This is a genomic window from Armatimonadota bacterium (genome assembly GCA_016789105.1).
Lineage (GTDB): Bacteria > Armatimonadota > Fimbriimonadia > Fimbriimonadales > Fimbriimonadaceae > UphvI-Ar2.
Genome location: JAEURN010000009.1, coordinates 62833 through 80794, shown reverse-complemented (window position 1 = coordinate 80794; position 17962 = coordinate 62833). Strand labels below are relative to the sequence as shown.

The 17962-nt window shown below is 57.7% G+C and carries 14 protein-coding genes; 4 read left to right on the top strand and 10 right to left on the bottom strand.

Annotation, left to right across the window (positions count from 1 at the left end; all coding sequences use genetic code 11):
* Positions 1 to 98 precede the first annotated feature (98 nt).
* Positions 99 to 683: a hypothetical protein gene (locus JNM28_11660; protein MBL8069098.1), complete on the bottom strand. Its 585-nt coding sequence runs from the start codon at positions 681 to 683 to the stop codon at positions 99 to 101.
* Positions 684 to 1200: 517 nt separating this feature from the next.
* Between JNM28_11660 and lpdA the strand changes: the two genes are divergently transcribed.
* On the top strand, positions 1201 to 2757 hold the full coding sequence (gene lpdA, locus JNM28_11655; protein MBL8069097.1) for a dihydrolipoyl dehydrogenase: 1557 nt from the start codon (positions 1201 to 1203) through the stop codon (positions 2755 to 2757).
* A 96-nt stretch (positions 2758 to 2853) separates the two neighbouring features.
* Positions 2854 to 3441, top strand: coding sequence for a hypothetical protein (locus tag JNM28_11650; GenBank protein ID MBL8069096.1), 588 nt, complete (start codon positions 2854 to 2856; stop codon positions 3439 to 3441).
* A 79-nt stretch (positions 3442 to 3520) separates the two neighbouring features.
* On the opposite strand, the gene JNM28_11645 is transcribed toward JNM28_11650, so the two are convergent.
* Positions 3521 to 4603 (bottom strand): AI-2E family transporter, encoded by a 1083-nt coding sequence (locus JNM28_11645; GenBank protein ID MBL8069095.1) that lies wholly within the window; start codon positions 4601 to 4603, stop codon positions 3521 to 3523.
* A gap of 41 nt (positions 4604 to 4644) precedes the next feature.
* Positions 4645 to 6051 carry an HD domain-containing protein gene (locus JNM28_11640; protein MBL8069094.1) on the bottom strand — a complete coding sequence of 469 codons (1407 nt, stop codon included), beginning with the start codon at positions 6049 to 6051 and terminating at the stop codon, positions 4645 to 4647.
* A 194-nt stretch (positions 6052 to 6245) separates the two neighbouring features.
* On the opposite strand from JNM28_11640, the gene JNM28_11635 reads away from it, so the two are divergent.
* The gene (locus tag JNM28_11635) at positions 6246 to 7694 is read left to right on the top strand and encodes a peptidase S10 (GenBank protein ID MBL8069093.1); all 1449 of its coding nucleotides are present in this window, start codon (positions 6246 to 6248) and stop codon (positions 7692 to 7694) included.
* A gap of 30 nt (positions 7695 to 7724) precedes the next feature.
* Here JNM28_11635 and JNM28_11630 read toward each other — a convergent pair whose 3' ends face one another.
* Positions 7725 to 8345: a hypothetical protein gene (locus tag JNM28_11630; GenBank protein MBL8069092.1), complete on the bottom strand. Its 621-nt coding sequence runs from the start codon at positions 8343 to 8345 to the stop codon at positions 7725 to 7727.
* Positions 8346 to 8458: 113 nt separating this feature from the next.
* Here JNM28_11630 and ribA point away from each other — a divergent pair, with 113 nt between their 5' ends.
* On the top strand, positions 8459 to 9655 hold the full coding sequence (ribA, locus tag JNM28_11625) for a GTP cyclohydrolase II (GenBank protein ID MBL8069091.1): 1197 nt from the start codon (positions 8459 to 8461) through the stop codon (positions 9653 to 9655).
* Positions 9656 to 9809: 154 nt separating this feature from the next.
* On the opposite strand, the gene JNM28_11620 is transcribed toward ribA, so the two are convergent.
* The 6 genes from JNM28_11620 to JNM28_11595 form a co-directional block, all read right to left on the bottom strand.
* Entirely contained in the window at positions 9810 to 10166 is a 357-nt protein-coding gene (locus JNM28_11620; GenBank protein MBL8069090.1) for an endonuclease domain-containing protein, read from the bottom strand.
* A gap of 403 nt (positions 10167 to 10569) precedes the next feature.
* Positions 10570 to 13764 carry a ribonucleoside-diphosphate reductase subunit alpha gene (locus tag JNM28_11615; GenBank protein MBL8069089.1) on the bottom strand — a complete coding sequence of 1065 codons (3195 nt, stop codon included), beginning with the start codon at positions 13762 to 13764 and terminating at the stop codon, positions 10570 to 10572.
* A 509-nt stretch (positions 13765 to 14273) separates the two neighbouring features.
* Complete coding sequence (gene ftsZ / locus JNM28_11610) at positions 14274 to 15500, bottom strand: cell division protein FtsZ (protein ID MBL8069088.1); 1227 nt, start codon at positions 15498 to 15500, stop codon at positions 14274 to 14276.
* A gap of 39 nt (positions 15501 to 15539) precedes the next feature.
* The gene (gene ftsA / locus JNM28_11605) at positions 15540 to 16772 is read right to left on the bottom strand and encodes a cell division protein FtsA (protein ID MBL8069087.1); all 1233 of its coding nucleotides are present in this window, start codon (positions 16770 to 16772) and stop codon (positions 15540 to 15542) included.
* A gap of 26 nt (positions 16773 to 16798) precedes the next feature.
* Complete coding sequence (locus JNM28_11600; GenBank protein MBL8069086.1) at positions 16799 to 17206, bottom strand: small basic family protein; 408 nt, start codon at positions 17204 to 17206, stop codon at positions 16799 to 16801.
* On the bottom strand, positions 17203 to 17958 hold the full coding sequence (locus JNM28_11595; protein ID MBL8069085.1) for a DUF881 domain-containing protein: 756 nt from the start codon (positions 17956 to 17958) through the stop codon (positions 17203 to 17205). Before JNM28_11595 ends, JNM28_11600 begins: the two co-directional genes overlap by 4 nt.
* Positions 17959 to 17962 lie beyond the last annotated feature (4 nt).

Genomic DNA, 17962 nt, shown 5'->3' with positions numbered 1-17962 from the left:
TTTGATCCCTTAGGGCCACCGCTTCGCTGTTCGCGCCTGTCGTGTCATCGGGGAGTCCCGCCGCCCGCGGTTATGCCACATTCGGCTTCAACCGCCTATCAATAGGTTTTCGCAACCCGTTTCACGTGTCCGTCAAAGAAAAGAACTTCAAAAGCAATGCCGTCATAGGGCACATCGTGCAACCTCTCGTCTTTTGGAGACCGGACGTGCCCGTTTCCAATCTCGTAAATGTGGATCGTCCCCGCCGGGTCAGGCGTTCCCGTTAGTGATAGAGAGAGAGTCTTTCCAGATCTTGAAAACGACAGGTTCCCGTTGTGTCGGTAGCTCGAGTACAGGTGATCATTCAGCCCATATCCGGCAGAGTAGGTACCCCGGTGCTCATCCAGAGGGGCAAAAAACTGATCGATCGTCAACCCGTAGGGCAGAAGACACAAACGCCATGCCTTTGCCGGGTGGTCATGGCTACCATCGCTTAACAACGGGCCCGATTCCGGGCTATGGGTGAGATAGGGGGGCAAGAGATCATCGTAAGCATTGGCATAAAGCGCCGAAGCAATGCCGATCTGCCTGAGGTTTTCCCCTGACACTTTCGACTTGGATCTCACCACGGCCGACCTTGCGGCAACCGTCAACAAAGCAGCAAGAATGCCGGAAATCGCCACGGCAACAACGATCTGGAGCAACGTATAACCCGATTGGATTCTAGAACGTTGTTTTGCCACAGTGCGACCTATTTGCATTTTCCTCGGTATAGTCCCCGGTGCAATTGCCGGTTTGGTATTGCAACGTCCGGCATGTCAACCAAGCGCAGTCAAATGGATTGACTTCAGCGCACCCCCTTTTATTGTTTGACAGTTGCCGATAAGAACCAGTCAATCCATCTGCTGTGCATTCAAGCACGCACTGGTCGATCCCGACCGGTTTGCATGCCACTTCAACCGCTTTGGGAGAACTCGAAGGTTTGGGACAATTTTCAAATCGGGATTGCGTCACATTGAATCCGGACCCGAATGCCACTCCGGCCAGGACGCTTACCGCAACGTAGGATCGAAAATGTTTCCTATCACGGGCGCCTAGCAAAAACCCAAGTAGCATAGTGGGGGGGGGCTAAAGACCTCGTTTGAGTTAACAGAAATCGTGTCGGAGAAGGTCCAGATGCAGGCTCACCGACTTGCAAATACCCCTCGGTAAACTGCCCCTGTGCAAAGCACGCCCCAAGGCGGATCCCCACAGCCCGAGACCCCGGTCGCCGGGCCTGCCGCCACCGTCCCCCAGACTTTTGAAAGTCTGATCAAGGATATTAGCGCGCTGATGCCACCCCAGGAAAAAGAACAACCAATGGCTACTGAGAACTTTGATGCCGACCTTGTTGTCATCGGTGCCGGCCCAGGCGGGTACGTCGCTGCGATCCGCGCTGCCCAACTCGGGGCAAAAGTCATGTGCGTCGAAAAAGAATTTCTCGGCGGCACATGCCTCAACTGGGGGTGCATCCCCTCAAAAGCCATGATCGGCTCAGTCGAACGGTACCAAGACACCAAAAAGGCCGCCGAACTCGGGGTCACCATCTCCGGAGAGGTCGGGTTCGATTTTGCGAAAATCATGGAGCGCAAAGAGAAGATCGTCCAAACCCAGCGCGGAGGGGTCGGCTACTTGTTCAAGAAGAACAAGATCGAGCACGTCGAAGGGTTCGCCAGTTTCAAAGACGCCAACACCATTGAAGTCGACAAAGATGGCCAAAAGCGCACCATCCGGGCCAAGAACTTTGTCTTGGCGATGGGTTCCAGCGTTATCCACATCCCAGTCCCCGGTTTGGAAGGCGGACGCGAGAACGGTGTTTGGACATCAGATGAAACCGTCACCGCCACCCACGTGCCCAAACGAATGCTCGTCCTGGGCGGGGGGGCCGTCGGGTGCGAATTCAGCTACGTTTTTGGCGGGCTGGGCAGCGATGTCACCCTCGTTGAAATGATGCCGAACCTCATCCCCATGTTCGACGAAGAACTGGGCAAGGAGTTGGGCAAGCAGATGTCCAAACTGGGCGTGAAAGTCAAAACCGGCGCCGCGCTAGAAAAATGTGAGAAAAAAGGCGACGCCTGGGTTTGCCATGTCAAAACCGGGACGACGACCGAACAGATCGAAGTCGATGTCGTCCTGCTGGGGGTCGGGCGCAAAGCCAACACCGAAGGGATGAACCTGGAAAAAATCGGCGTCAAGTTGCACCGCCGTGGCGTTGAAATTCTCGACGACACCATGGTCACTCATGTCCCCAACATTTATGCCATCGGGGACGTCACGGGCCGAATCCAATTGGCGCACGTGGCCAGCCACGAAGGCATTATCGCCGTCACCAACATCATCAAAGGCACCAAGGAAAAGGCGCAATACAAAGCCGTCCCCAACTGCGTTTACACCGTTCCGGAAGTGGCCAGTGTCGGCCTCACCGAAGAGCAAGCCAAAACTCAAGGCCACGAAGTCAAAATCGGCAAGGCCCAATTCCGGCCGAACGGCAAAGCCATGGCCAGCGGGCACCAAGACGGTTTTGTCAAAGTCGTCGTCGATGCAAAATATGGCGAACTCTTGGGTCTGCACATGATCGGCTCCCACGTGACCGACATGATCCACGAGGGCGTTGCCGCGATCAACCTGGAAGCCACGCTGGAATCGCTCTTTATGAGCATCCATGCCCACCCCACCATGGCCGAGGTCGTCCTGGAAGCATTCGAAGACGCCCACGGCATGGCCATCCACAAAGCCTAGGCCACCTACAGGGGCCGCGTTTGAGCAAATGGCGACCGCCCAGCCCAAACGCGGTCCCTGCATCTTTTCCCCTGCCAAATGCGTTAACCTGTTTGTATGGCAAATCTGGCTAAGTCCATCCCCGTGGCGTTGACTTGCTTCTTCCTTTGCGCCTGTGCGCCGCCGGTCAAGGTGGAACAGGAAACCGACGGCACGGAAACCATCAGCAAGAACACCAAAGGCGGTTCAATGACCTTTGGCAAAGAGGGCAACAACGTCGACATCAAGTCCGAAGACGGGTCGGAAGCTCACGCCAAATCCAACGCTGACGGCACGACCGCCATGACCGGCAAAGACAAAGATGGGAACGAATTCTCAATGCAGTCCGGCAAAGAAGTCGACCTGGGCAAATTTGGGCTGCAAAATTACGGCAACAAAGAAAAAAGCAATGGCGCTTCCTCGTCGGTGGAAGCCGACACCGCTGAAGGGAAATCGGCCAATCTCACGTTTGCAACCAAAGATTCCATCGACCAAGTTATCGGATTTTACGAAAAGCAGATCGCCAAAGACAAATCCACCTACAGCGCCAACGGGAGCAAATTCGTCAGCGGTAAGACGTCCAACGGAGCCGAAGTCTTCATCTCTGCCTCCGCCTCCGATGGCTTGACGCAGGTTTCGATCTCCGCGAGCCTTAAAAAGAGCTAAGTCTCCTGATCCCGGCCAATCGGAATCTGGGCTCCGCCCATTCCATGGTGCCGGGATCGGTTCTTTTTGCCGGGCGCGGTCAGGCGGGCTCCAAAGATTGGTCACCATCCCGGCGCAACCGGAGGATGTCGACCAAGGCCAGGAACAGGGTGAGGAGCATCGGCCCCGCCATCAACCCGACCGGGCCCAAGGCCACAACCCCGCCAATCAACGCAAAAAAGACCGGGATTTCGTGCAATTTCGTCCGGGCCCCAATGAACAAGGGCCGCAAAACGTTGTCGATTGTGGAGATCAACCCAAAGCCGATGACCAGGACAAGGACGCCCTGCCAGATCTTGCCCTGAATCAACAAGGACAGGCCGATCGGCACATAAACCACCGGTGCCCCCAAAAGGGGGATGGTGCAAAACAAGGTCGTGAGCAGCGCCAAAGGAATCGCGCCAGGGACGCCCACAATCCAATAAAGCAACAGGGCCAGCCCGCCTTGGATCCCCGCAACCACCACAACCGAATAGAAAACCGACCTTACTGTGTTTGCGATCTGCTGAAGGATCTTCTCGGTGTCTTCACGGGGCAAAGGAACCAAATCCAAAACTGGTTCCTTCATGTTGTGCCCGTCCCTCACCATAAAAAACATCGTCAGCAACGAAATGACCAAGGTCAAGACCGTGAACACAAAATTCTGGATGCCGCGGGACAATGGGGCAGAAATCCGGCGGCCGATCTCCGCTTTGTTTTTGTCCAGCACATCGGCCATGTGGATGTCGGTGGCCCCGACTCGATCCATTAGCGGTTTGAGCGTCTTGTCTAGTTCGTCGCCCAGCGTTCGGAGCACATCGGTTTCTGCCCCAACCCCACGCCCAGAATCATGGAGCAGCTGCTGGGCATAGCTCACAACTTGCACGCCCGCAATGGAACCGGCCACCGCCAAGGGCAATGTCACGACGAAGGCCGGAACAAGCGTCACAGCCAAGGCGGCCGTCCCCCGTTTCCACCCCTTGGCAACCAGCCGCTCGAAAGCCGGGTACAGCAAGATCGAAAAAACACTTGCCCACAAAATCGCCGGCAGGAACGGCGAAACCAGATAGATGACTCCGCCAATGACGGCGATGGCCACGATCCAAAAGATGATGAATCCATTGCGGGATTTGAAGTCGTGCATGCCTTTTTCCGTCCTACCTGGCAGGTCTGTACGATTCTGACCTAACCGCCGTTACTGATGATCCGTCTTAGGGCGTCTTTTGCCCCTTCGCGGTCACCCGGAGTAATGACGCCATCCAAGACCAACCGCTCGATCTCTGCTTTGAGCCGGCCCACTTCAGGTCCAGGATCGATCCCGGTCAATTCCATGATTTCCTTGCCAGAAAGAGGGCTTTGCCATCCCGAGTCCGATTCGCTCGTCTGCAACTCGGTGATCCTTTGCCGAACGGTTCCCAAATCCAGCCGGCGCACACCCTCTTTGAGTGCGTTGGCATCCGCATCCAGCAGCAGGAACCAATTCTCCAATTGCGGGCCCAAGTCCCGGGCGATCCTCCGCGCCGCGGGCTTGGTCAGCTCCTTGATCCCGCTCAGTCGCATATGGCTGCCAACCAACAACGAGACGTCGCTTGCCTGCCCACTCGAAAATCGCCACCTGAGACACAGCTCGGCCGCCATTTTGGCCCCCACGCTTTCATGGCCAAAAAAGCGGATGTCACCGTTTGCATCAACTGAACGCGTGACCGGTTTGGCCACATCGTGGAGCAATGCCGCCAAAAGCAGGATCAGCCGATCCCCACCCGCCTGGCCAGTAGCCGCGGCGTTGTCCACGACCTGCAAAGTGTGCCCCCACACGTCGGCAGTGTGCCATTTCCCTTGCGATACGCCGTGCATCGCCTCCAATTCGGGCGCCCAACTGCTGAGCAGACCGAGCCGGCTCAAATCGTCAAGGGCCTTGGCCGGAAACGGGCCAAGCAGCATTTTGGCAAACTCGTCGCGGATCCGCTCTTGGGATATCACCCCCAGCCGGAACGACTCCGATTGGATCGCCTCCGCCAATCCTGGAGCGAAGTTGAAGCCCAATTGGTGGCGGAATCGCACCGCCCTCAACATGCGCAGGGGGTCGTCGTGGAAGGTGCCCGCTGAATCCCGGGGCGTCCGCAAGATCCGGTCCGACAAATCGGCCAGGCCCGACCCCAAAAGGTCGACCACTTCCCCGTTCTGGATTTCTAATAGCAACGCATTGACCGTGAAATCCCGGCGGAGCGCATCTTCAAGCAATGTCGCCGGTTGTGTTTCGGGTTTGCGGGATTCCGGAGAATACGATTCGCGCCGCGCCGTCACCAACTCGACCGGGGTTCCAGCAACCATGACCATCGCCGTGCCGAATCGGGCAAAGGTCTGAGGTGATCCCACATTCTTGCGGTCATGAGCATGGATCACGGACGCCAGTTCCTCCGCATCCCCTTCGGTGACCAAGTCGAGGTCGTTTTTGGCCGGAATGCCGAGCAGCGCATCGCGGACTGCTCCACCCACCAGGTAAACGCGGCCTTGGAAAGGCGTGCCCCTGACGGCATCGCGCACCAGTGCCACCGCGGCATGGCCCATCAACCCGCGAATGCTTCCCGACATGTGACCCTCTGCATTGTGGACCACCGGGACGCCCAGGCCATTCCCGCGTTGATCCGACGCCTGAAGTAAGAGTGCAGGCAAATCTCGGAGCCAAGCGTTGCAAGGCCGGCCATCCCGTTTGCAGAAGCCGCGATGTGGACTATTCTCACCAAATTGGTGAACTTTGGCCGGTTCAACCCAGATAGGATAACGATATGCCTGACGATGCGGTGAAGCAAGACGCGAAGAACGGAGAAAAAAAAGAAGACAAAAGGAAACTTGTCGAAGAAACGCCGGTGACCCGGGATGGGGTGGCCGGGGGGCACGAATACACTGTTGAGACCGGCCGCTTGCCGATCTTTGACAGCGATGGCGAAATCGAAGCCCTCATGTTCTACCACTACTACCGCCGCAAGGGCGGAGGCGTGCGCCCAATCATTTTCAGCTTCAACGGCGGGCCGGGATCGCCCAGCCTGTGGCTGCACTTGGGGACGATGGGGCCCAAACGGGTGAAAATGGAAGCCGACGGGGATATGCCCCAGCCGCCGTTCCAATTGGTGGACAACCCCCACAACTGGCTGGAATTCGGCGACCTGGTCTTCATCGACCCGGTGGGCACGGGTTACAGCCGCGCCAAAGACGAAGAAACCGCCCAAAAATTCTGGAGCGTCAAGGGGGATATCGAGTCAGTGGGGGAATTCATCCGGCTCTTTCTCTCGCGGAAAGAGCGGTGGACTTCCCCGCTCTATCTGGCTGGGGAAAGCTACGGCACCACCCGGGCCACCGGGCTCAGTGGGTATCTCGTCGAGCGCGGCGTCGCCTTCAGCGGCCTAATCCTTGTGAGTTCGGTACTCAGTTTCCAAACCCTCCGGTTCAACAAGGGCAACGACCTCCCTTATGCCGTTTACCTGCCCACCTACACGGCAACCGCCCACTACCACGGCAAGGTGACCGGAGACCTCAAGCAGCTGATCGACAAGGCGCGGGATTTTGCATTTGGCGCCTATTGGACAGCGCTCGCCAAGGGGTCGGCCCTAGAAGGCGAAGAGCGGAGCCAGATCCGGGCCGAGCTTTCCGCCCTCACCGGTTTGACCGAAACCTATCTCGAACATTGCGATCTGAGGCCGGACATCTGGAAGTTCTGCAAAGAGTTGTGCCGGGACGAAAATCGCACCGTCGGCCGATTGGATTCCCGGTTCAAGGGCATTGATGCCACCAACCGCGGAGTTGACGAAGGGCCAGAGCACGACCCTTCCATGTCTTTGTTGATGGGGCCCTACACCTCTTTGTACAACCACTACGCCCGCACCCAATGCGGATACGAAACCGATTTGGAGTATTGCGTCTTTAAAGGGATCAAGAAACCTTGGGACTGGGGCAGCGCCGGGGACGGCCACCCAGACACCAGCGAGGCCTTGCGCAAAGCCATGAGCCGGAACCCCTACATGGGCGTTTTTGTGGCATCAGGCTATTACGATTTGGCCACCCCGTTTTTTGCCACCGAGTACACGGTTTCCCACTTGGATCTAGATGCCTCACTCCGCAAGAACATCGAAATCAAAGAGTACGAGGCCGGACACATGATGTACATCCACGAAGGTTCGTTGGAAAAACTCGCCGCCGAAGTCGGCGAGTTTGTGCGCCGAACCCAGGGCGTCAGCTAATGGTTTGCGGGGTTGGCTTTTGGCCAACCCCTACTTGACGCGGAACGATTGCATGATTTGGGGAGCCGCCGAAATCGCCTGTTCCCCATTGGTCGTCGTGAAGTCCACCCGGTAGCACGATTCGCCGTCGCAGACGATGTAGATCTCTTGCCACGTCTCATCCCCGGTCACCATCTTGCCGTGGTGTTTGATCACGTAGGCCGGGCCGACCGGAAGCTCGATTTTCTCGGATTTGGACCGGAAGATCTCTTCTGTAACGCGCTTGGCCTCTGCTTCCAAATCGGCCCCGCCACCATGCTTCGTGATATTCACGGTGAGGCCAGTGGCCGGTTCCCCGGGGAGCGGGCGGTAGTCCTTGTTGTTCAGAATCAAAGACGCATTGGCGGTCGTTGATTCTTTGGGCGCGCTCATGCTGTAGCCAACCCCGGGATTGCTCATGTTTTGCAGGTCGCCCAGGCTTGCCCCGGCTTCCTTTGGCACTTGGTAGCTTTCGGGGACAACTATCGAAAACGTTGGCTGCTCGCACAAATACCAACCGGCTTGCACTTGGGCCGCCGGCACGTCCCGTTTGAGCTTGATCACATTTTTTGGCCCGCAGGCGACCAACGTGATCAACGCGACCAAAATCCCGAACTGACCTAACCGCTTCATCACTCCTGACATTACATCCTGGGACGAACGACTCGTTGCACAAAGAATGTTAAGGTTCGGGCCCATCTGGCGGATTTGACTCGTCAAACCGCCCGTAGAATGGAGCTGAACCCATGATCGCCACGATCCAAGAAGCCCTGCAAGACCTGAAAAACGGAAAAATGGTGATCGTCGTCGACGACCCTGGCCGCGAAAACGAAGGCGACCTGATCATGTTGGGCGAACACACGACCGCCGAAGACATGAATTTCATGATTAAAGAAGGGCGCGGCGTGCCGTTCATCAGCACAACCCCCGAGCGGCTGGATCAACTCGGCATCCCCATGATGACCAAGGCCAACACCGCCCGGCTCGGCACCGCTATGGCCGAAACGGTGGACGCCATCGAAGGCACAACCACAGGAGTCAGCGCCGGCGACCGCGCCAAAACCGTAGCCGTGCTTTGCGACGAAAAAGCCTTGCCCGGCGACCTGATGCGCCCGGGGCACATGCTGGTTTTGCGCGCCGAACCCGGAGGAGTACTCCGCCGCGCCGGACACACGGAAGCCTCGGTTGACCTGGCTCGGCTCTGCGGATCGGTGCCCGTTGGCGTCGGCGTCGAAATCATCGGCGATGACGGGGAGATGCTCCGCCTGGGCGGGGGTCTGGAAGACTATGCCCTGAAACATGGCCTGAAGATCATCACGATCGAAGACCTCATTGCCTACCGCCGACGCACCGAAACCCTAATCGAACGCAAAGCTGGACCCATCGAATTCCCCACCAAATACGGGACGTTCACGATCTACGCCTACGAAACCGAAGTTGAGCCCGAACCCTTCATCGCGATTGTCAAAGGCGAAATCACCCCCGAACCCGTTCTCGTCCGGGTGCACAGCTCGTGCCTCACCGGGGATATTTTGGGTTCGCTGCGGTGTGATTGCGGCGACCAACTTGCCGCCGCGTTGCAGATGATCGAATCCGCCGGATCGGGCGTCGTCCTCTACATCGCCCAAGAAGGCCGGGGCATCGGCATTGTCAACAAGCTCCGCGCTTACGAACTACAAGATGGCGGGCTGGACACTGTCGAGGCCAACGAAGCGTTGGGGTTCAAACCGGATCAGCGCGATTACGGATTGGGCTCGCAGGTGTTGTACGACCTAGGGGTCCGCAAAATGCGGCTGATGTCCAACAACCCAGCCAAACGTGCAGGTCTGCAGGGGTTTGGGCTAGAGATCGTGGAAACGGTGCCTCTGATCACCCCACCCACCGAGCACTCGGAAAAGTACATCGAAACCAAGCGCGACAAAATGGGCCACATGATCCCCTAGTTCCCTCCCCAGGACTGGGGAGGGCTAGGGAGGGGTCGAAAGAAAACATTGGCCTTCCCTCCCCAGGACTGGGGAGGGCTCGAGAGGGGTCGAAAAAAAACGGTTTCTTCCCTCCCCAGGACTGGGGAGGGTTAGGGAGGGGTCGAAAAAAAAACTACCCGCCCTCTAACACCGCCCAAATGTGTGTCAAAACCGCATCGGTTTGGTGCAACACGTCGTCGTTTGATATCCGAATCACGAGGAACCCCAAAGATTTTATAAGGGCGTCACGAGCAGCATCTTTGGTTAGTTGCTCCGAATCGTGGCTCACTCCATCCACCTCGATGACAACCCGGCGCTCCATGCACACGAAGTCAACAACGTACGGACCAATTGGATGCTGGCGGCGGATTGTATAGCCGCGGTTCCGCCATTCGCGGAGCCTTGACCACAGGACTTTTTCCGGCCCTGTCATGTGGCGGCGCAAAACTTTGGCATTCGTTTTTGCGCGTTCCGAAGCCGTCCGCCGCATTGACTGATGTTAGCTGACACACTCCCTCCCTCAGTCTGGGGTGTACGGATTCCTTCGTGAGCGCAGGGCTAAAACGCTGCCCAAGGCCCCCCTCCCCAAGTCTGGGGAGGGATGGGGAGGGGTTGCTGAATTTCTGCAGCAATTTGGCTCAAGTTGCAAGCTGGAAACTACAAACTGAGGGCGTTGAAAGCCAAGCTAAAACAGGCCTCGACCCATCCCTAACCCTCCCCAGTCCTGGGGAGGGGATTCGACGCAATACGTGGCAACAGCTTCATTGCGCCAAAACTGGGAAATGGGGTTGTTCAAACTTTGAAGCAGACTCCGGCCCCCCTCCCCAAGTCCGGGGAGGGCATTGGACGCAGACCCGGCAACTCATCTACATTGGGCGACCAACAGATGGCACTCACTGACACGCCTCACACTCCTCGCCGTTGCGCATGGCTTCAATCGAGCAGGCCGCCTTTTCCGCTTCCGTATAGACCCGCCGCTCGTCGGCCTGCTTTTTGACCGCGACCGTCGCCTTTTCGATGTTGCTGGCCCCCAGGGTGCGCAGGTAGTACGTGGTTTTCAGCCCGACGTGCCACGCCCGGCGATACATGTGCGACAGCGTCTTGAGATCCGCTTGCCCAAGGAACAGGTTCACCGATTGCGATTGGTCGATCCACTTTTGCCGCCGCGCCGCCGCATCGATCACATATTCGTAGGGGATGGCGAACGCGGTGGCAAATTTCTGCTTCAGGTCGTCCGGGATTTCTTCGATGGCATCCAGTTCCCCGTCAAAGTATTTGACCTGGTCGATGACATCCGGTGTCCACAGGCCCCGCGCCTTCAGGTCCTTGACCATGTACGGGTTGACCACCACAAAGTCGCCGCTCAAGTTGCTCTTGACGTACATGTTCTTGTAGAGCGGTTCGATGCATGGGCTGGTGCCCATGATGTTGGCGATGGTGGCGGTGGGGGCAATGGCCAACACGTTGGAATTGCGCATGCCTTGGGTGGCGATTTTCTCGCGCACTGGTGTCCAGTCCATTTTCCCGCCTCGGGGCACTTCAACCGGGATGCCGCGCTCACGTTCCAAGGTTTCGAGAGTGTCTTGCGGCAGCATCCCACGATCCCACTTTGAGCCCTTGTAGCTGGAATAGACACCCCGTTCGGCGGCGAGATCCGATGACGCCTCGTAGGCGTAATAGGCAACCGCTTCCATGATTTCGTCATTGAATTCGATGGCTTCCTCGCTGGCAAAGTCGACACCCTTCTCAAACAAGGCATGGTGCAAGCCCATGACCCCCAAACCGATTGGCCGGTGTTTGCTGTTGGCGTTCTTTGCCGCTTCGGTCGGATAGAAGTTGATGTCGATGACGTTATCCAAGGCGCGGACGGCCACGCGGACGGTTTCCCGCAATTTCGCATGGTCGATCTCCCCATCCGGGGTCAGGTGGTTATCGATGACGATGCTGCCCAGGTTGCAAACGGCGGTTTCATCGGCGCTGGTGTTCAGCGTGATTTCCGTACACAGGTTGGAGCTGTGGATGACTCCGACGTGGTCCTGGGGTGAGCGCAGGTTGCACGGGTCTTTGAACGTGATCCACGGATGCCCGGTTTCGAACAGCATCTTCAGCATGGCTTTCCAGAGCTCCAACGCCTCGATTTCGCGACCCCAGATTTCGCCGCGCTTGGCCATTGCCTCATATTCCACATAGCGGGTTTCAAAGGCCTGGCCATAAAGGTCGTGGAGATCTTTGACCTCGTTGGATCGGAACAACGTCCAATTCCCCCGCTCTTCCATCCGCTTCATGAAGAGGTCGGGAACCCAGTTGGCGGTGTTCATGTCGTGCGTGCGGCGGCGCTCGTCGCCGGTGTTGCGCCGCAGCTCCAAAAAGTCGTAGATGTCGTTGTGCCAGGTTTCCAAATAGGCACAACCGGAACCCGCCCGCTTGCCGCCTTGGTTCACGGCGACTAATTGGTCGTTGTGCATCTTGAGGAACGGGATCACCCCCTGACTTTCGCCATTGGTTCCATTGATGAACCCACCCGTGCCCCGCACGCTGGTCCAACTGCCCCCGAGCCCGCCGGCCCATTTGCTCAAAAACGCATTTTCGGCGATCCCCCGCAACATGATGCTCTCAATCGAATCATCGACCTTGTAAAGGTAGCAGCTGCTGAGTTGGCTGCGCAGTGTGCCGGAATTGAACAGGGTGGGCGTGCTGCTGCAGAACCGCCGGCTTTTGTAGAGTTGGTAAAGCTCGATGGCTTTGTCTTCGCGGCCATCTTCGTCTTTGAACAGCCCCATGGCCACCCGCATCCAGAACATTTGGGGAGTTTCGAGCCGCCGCTGCGTTTTTCCGGTTTTGTCGGTAATCAGGTATCGGTCGTAAAGGGTTTGGATGCCCAAAAAGTCGAAGTCCAGGTCGGCTGTCGGATCCAAGGCGGAGGCCAGCTTGGCCATGTCGTAAACCCGCAGATCCGGCGAGATCCGGTCGATCTCCACCGCCTGCTGGATGTTGCGCAAAAACGCCTGGGCATGGAACTGCTTTAGCTTGTCGAGGCCGTCGCGGACGATATCCCAATCCAAAACCTCTTCATAGATGTATGTCAGCAAGATCCGGGCGGCAAAAAACCGGAAGTCGGCATCCTTTTCCATCAGGGTCTTGGCGTTCATCACGATCAGCTTCCGCAAGTCGGCCGCCGGGATGTCCGCGGTGATGCTTCGACGGAGCTCCACTTCAATGCGGTCGCGCGGCATATCAATATCCAAACCGATCAAGGCGAAATCAATGCGCCGCCGCAGGTCTTCGCCATCCCAAAACTGGGGGACGCCATCCTTGTCCAGCACCGAGATCATTTCGAACTGGTCGCTGCTCGCCGCTGTGGCCCGCTCTTCCAAACGCATCATGGCGCGCTGGGCCCGATAGGTGATGTAGGCTTCGGCGACCTTGAAATGGCCCCCGCGCATCAATTCTTCTTGAACCAAATCTTGGATAGTTTCGATGCCCACATAGGCGTTGCCGCTGGAAAGAACCTTCATTTCAACATTTGCCGAAATTTCAACCGCTGGCTCACTGTTCAGCCCTTGGCTCAAAAACGCCTTGCGAACCGCAATCTCCACCTTGTCGGTGCTCCACGGCACCACCTGTTGGTTCCGCCGGATGAGCTTGACCCGTCCCACCGGGCTATCGCCCTTGGGTAACCGGCTCCGCTGGCTGACCAGGCTTTTGGCAACTTCAAATGCCCCCGCCTCAATCAAGACGGCTTCGATCAAGACCGAGAGGTCGTATTCGGTGATCGAGAGCCGGTCGCCACCCAGTGTCCCCAACCGGTCGATGACATTCCGCGCGATCCGCTTGGCAAATTGGCGGTTTTCGGGGGTGTCCAAATCAGTGCGGCCTTGGCTAAGAAGGACGGCGGCCATCGCGTCCCCGACGATCTCGCCCACCACCCCAACCTGAAATGCCTGCTCGCTTTTCCCGCTGACCAATCGGATCTCCTTTTCAAAACTGAGTTCCCGGCTGATCTCGTCAGCCCAGTCCAGCTTCGGCCGTTCGCCGGTTGACATCAGGGCGTAACGCTTCAGTTCCAGATCCGATAGAGTGCTGCTCATTGCAAATTCCTTTTCAATTGTTCCAATTTCTTTTGACGCCGCGCCCGGCGCCCGCCACCCCTAGCCCTCCCAGGCGGGTGGCCGACCTTTGCCTTTTCAGGAAGAAAAAGCCCCGGAGCCAGGGCCCCAGAGCGTCTTCTTTGCCCACCGGCGGTTTGTTGACCCCAACGCCAGATGCCGTCGTGTGCATCCGTGGGATCCGCCGGCTTTCCAGGCGGAAATCCGTTTCGGCCCTCGCAATCCAGCCCTCGTGAATCCACGGGGGTGAACCGCTACATTCTGTGGTTGGGACGCCATCCAACCACAAGATGGAGCGACTTTTTTCAGATTTTCTTTCCGACGATTACCCACAGCCCGCGGGGGAAAAACCCGCTGTTGGCTGATCTTGATTATAGTATCTTTTTGTCTACTATTACAAGGGGCTGAGACAAAAAAATTGCCCAGGCTTTGCAACCCGGGCAATCTTATGGAGGCAAGTCGCCATTACAGGGGAACTCTCTGACCCGCGCTTACTTGTCGCGGTTCCGCCGGTGTTCGCGCAAGAACGCCGGGATATCGATTTCGGCATCCGATTCTTCGAAGACATCCTTTGATTCGGATGCCTCCCGTTGCGCCGCTTTGTTGCGGTCCCAGATATCGCGGATAGCACTACCGGTTGGGGAACTGAACTTCCGGGATTCCGGAGCTTGCGGTTCCTCTTTCGAAACCGATTCTGCAGCTGTCGCGGCCGTGCTGGACGATTGGGTTGCTTGCGGTTCGGACGAGGCCACGCTCTTGAAAACAGGCTTGCGCGGTTCAGCGTCAAAACCGGTTGCCAGGACGGTGATGCGGACTTCGCCTTCCAGCCGGGGGTCGATGACGGTGCCAAAAAAGATGTTGGCTTCTTCGGGGTCGCACAAGTTGTGGATGTAATCCATCGCCTCGCTCACCTCGCTCAGCGTCAGGTCTTCCCCACTGGAGATGTTGACCAAAAGACCCCGCGCGCCGTTGATGGTTTGCTCCAACAGCGGGCTGGAAGTGGCTTGCTCGGCGGCATGCAGGGCGCGCTGCTCACCCACACCGTATCCGATCCCCATCAGGGCCGGGCCGGCGTTGAGCATCACTGCTTTCACATCGGCAAAGTCCACGTTGATCTGGCCGGGGATGGTGATGATGTCGCTGATCCCTTGCACGCCCTGGCGGAGGACGTCATCGGCAACCCGGAACGCATCGATCATGCTCGTCCGCCGCTCCACGACATCCAGCAACCGGTCGTTCGGGATCGTGATCATCGTGTCCACTCGGCCAATGAGCGAGGAAACGCCGTTTTCACTCATCCGGCGGCGGCGCGGGCCCTCAAACCCAAACGGACGGGTGACGATGGCCACCGTCACAGCCCCGAGTTCTCGGCTTAAGTCGGCAATCACCGGGCTGGCCCCGGTGCCGGTTCCGCCGCCCATGCCTGCGGTAACAAAGACCATATCCGCGCCTTCGATGACTTTGCGGATGTCGTTCTTGCTTTCCTCAGCGGCCGCTTTGCCCGTTTCCGGGTCGCCACCGGCACCGAGCCCACGGGACAGGTTGGGGCCAAGCTGGATTTTTTTGCCCGCCTTTGAATTGTCCAGAACCTGGATGTCTGTGTTCATCGCGATGAACTCCACACCCTGGATCCCTGCGTCCACCATTCGGTTCACGGCATTGCACCCGCCGCCGCCGACCCCAATCACCTTGATCACCGCACCATCTGCCATTGCCATTGTCCTGATCCTTAACTTTCCTTTGCCGAGCCAATCTGGCTACTTTCGGCCATCCAACCTTGAAATCAACGTCCTAAAACGATCGCGCCACCCGGCGGAACCGCTGATTGGGGCCATTTCGGCCTCATCAGATTCTAAAGCGTACCGCGCAACGCCCACGATTGTCGCGAGCATAGGCGATGCGACCTGTCCAGCAAATCTCCCCACCACTCGCGGTTGTGCAACTTTGCAATGTTTTCCGTTTAAGATTTCTTGGCAAAGATGCTCAGTTCCGGGCAAAATGCTCCCACCACCGGTCAAAACTACCATGACAGGAATATCGCTTTCCGGCGCAAACCCTTCCAATTCCTGGCCGATGGCCGCAAAGATTTCACGCAGGCGGCTTTCCACAATCTCGACCAGCACCTTCTTTTGCATGGGGCGGTTGCCGGTCCCGGGTTGATTCACCATGACCCGGGCTGCAGCATCCACGGATTCCGCCCAAGCTTCGGCTTCCTCGCATTTCAACCTTTCGGCTTCGTCCCAGTCAACGTTCAAAAGTTGCATGATGTCCCGCGTGACGAATGCCGACCCCATTGGGATTACAGCCTGGTAAGCAAAGGCCCCGTCTAAAAAGACACCGATCGAGGTCGATTCGGCACCAATGTCGACGACGGTGGCCCCAAGTTCCAAGCCATCGGAGCTGAGCGTGCCGAGGCCCGATGCCAACGCAGTCGGGACAATGCCTTGGATCTCCCTCCCACCCATGCCAAGGATCCGTTCCAGTTGGTCCAGCTCGCTGTCCCTCCCGGCCACGATGTGGGTTTCAACTTCGATTTTTGTAGCTGGCGCCCCCTCCGGAGGGTGCCCCACCCGGTTCCCATCGACGGCATAGTAGCGGGGAACCGCCATAACTTGCCCAAAACCCGGCGGCAAGGCAACCCGTCGGCTTGTTTGCACCAGCGTGTGGATGTCTTGACGCTTCACCGCCCGGCCCGCCGGATAGACCGGCGTCATCGCCTGGCCGGTGCAACTATGGAAATCCGGGGAGCCATAGCCAATCGTCAGCCTTTTAACCGGCGCCTGAATGTGCCGTTCCAGCTTGCCCAATACGGCATCCACGGATTCGGCGACAGCCCGTTCGTCATCGATCCGCCAGCGGTCGAACCCCGCAGATGGGCCATAGGCCAAAGATTGGACTTCGAGCCTCCCCTTTTTGTCCGCATGGGCGATCAGGGCCGCCACTTTGGCGGCCCCGATTTCAAGTGCCACTACCGAGTCGTGAACATCCACAGATCCAATTCCTCAAAATCCAATTGTTAGGCTTCCGCCGCTGGCTCTGCCTCGCCGCCTGAAAGTGTTTCGCGGAGCTCGCGCCGTTTCCGCTGATCCGCTATTCTACTGATTGCAAGCCGGCGGATCAGGCTTGCATTATTAAAAATCCGCCAGCCGAACACCAGAGCCGCCGCCAACATCAGATTCAGACCAATGTTCACGCCCAGCCAAACAAAGAACATTGCCAGCACAATGTTGAACAAAAACCCGGAGACAAAAATGTCTTGCTGGAACTTTCCTTCCAGGTAACTCCGCGAACCTCCGCAGATCGAATCGAGTCCGGCCAGGACCGCAACGCTCATATAAGGCGCCAGCAGTTGGGGGACTTGCTCAGAAACGAGCGCACCCAACAACACGCCGACGATCAGGGCCAAAACCGGGATCAGAATCAATTCTTTACCTCCGGAACGTGTCCGAAACGGAATTTCGTCGATCCGTCATAGGCCGGGATAACCAGTTCCTTGGCCGGCTCCACCGAAACCATATTGGGGTCGACTTCCCGGAGTTCAGTCAGAATCCCGCCCGGCATGTTGATCGCCCCCAGCAAGGTCTTTGAATCTCCAACAGCCTGGACCGCGATCGGTGGAGCAATTTTTTGAGCCCCTACCAAAATCGTGCTCCCAACACATCGGAAGTCAGTGCGCGGGCCGACCCGCAACCCATTGACGGCAATCGCCTCCGCACCGGCGTTGAATAGTTCGTTCACCGTCTTCAACACATCCAGGTAGTGCACAACGCCGTTGTCGGCAATCAACATCTCTTCCGGAGGCTTTTTGCTGTCGTTGAGCGTGACGATGATCCCAGGTCCCACAACATCCGTGAGCCCGGCGAACATCTTGGTCTCTTGCAGACTGTCGTTGATCTCTTTGGTGGCGTTGCCAGTTTCGGCGATCTTCGTCTCGAGCTTGGTCTTGTCTTCACGCAACTTGGAGACTTCTTCTCTCAAGTTGACCAGTTCCTTTGCCATATCCAAGTCGCCGGCGGCAAACTCCTGGCGGATACCATCTGGCAGGCTGGCAACCGTCCGCTGCCGAGCCCCTTCTTTCAAAACCGCCAGGCTGCCCAACATCCCAATCAACAGAGCCAGCAGGCTCGTGGGGAGGACCCAACCTTTCGGGCTTTGGCGGCTGGCAAATGGGTTCATCGAT

Excerpts from the sequence above, each read along its gene's own strand:
- JNM28_11635 (MBL8069093.1), top strand. The coding sequence starts at position 6,246 with ATGCCTGACGATGCGGTGAAGCAAGACGCGAAGAACGGAGAAAAAAAA.
- JNM28_11615 (MBL8069089.1), bottom strand. The coding sequence starts at position 13,764 with ATGAGCAGCACTCTATCGGATCTGGAACTGAAGCGTTACGCCCTGATG.
- JNM28_11620 (MBL8069090.1), bottom strand. The coding sequence starts at position 10,166 with ATGCGGCGGACGGCTTCGGAACGCGCAAAAACGAATGCCAAAGTTTTG.
- JNM28_11595 (MBL8069085.1), bottom strand. The coding sequence starts at position 17,958 with ATGAACCCATTTGCCAGCCGCCAAAGCCCGAAAGGTTGGGTCCTCCCC.
- JNM28_11630 (MBL8069092.1), bottom strand. The coding sequence starts at position 8,345 with ATGAAGCGGTTAGGTCAGTTCGGGATTTTGGTCGCGTTGATCACGTTG.
- JNM28_11640 (MBL8069094.1), bottom strand. The coding sequence starts at position 6,051 with ATGTCGGGAAGCATTCGCGGGTTGATGGGCCATGCCGCGGTGGCACTG.
- ftsZ (MBL8069088.1), bottom strand. The coding sequence starts at position 15,500 with ATGGCAATGGCAGATGGTGCGGTGATCAAGGTGATTGGGGTCGGCGGC.
- ribA (MBL8069091.1), top strand. The coding sequence starts at position 8,459 with ATGATCGCCACGATCCAAGAAGCCCTGCAAGACCTGAAAAACGGAAAA.
- JNM28_11645 (MBL8069095.1), bottom strand. The coding sequence starts at position 4,603 with ATGCACGACTTCAAATCCCGCAATGGATTCATCATCTTTTGGATCGTG.
- JNM28_11650 (MBL8069096.1), top strand. The coding sequence starts at position 2,854 with ATGGCAAATCTGGCTAAGTCCATCCCCGTGGCGTTGACTTGCTTCTTC.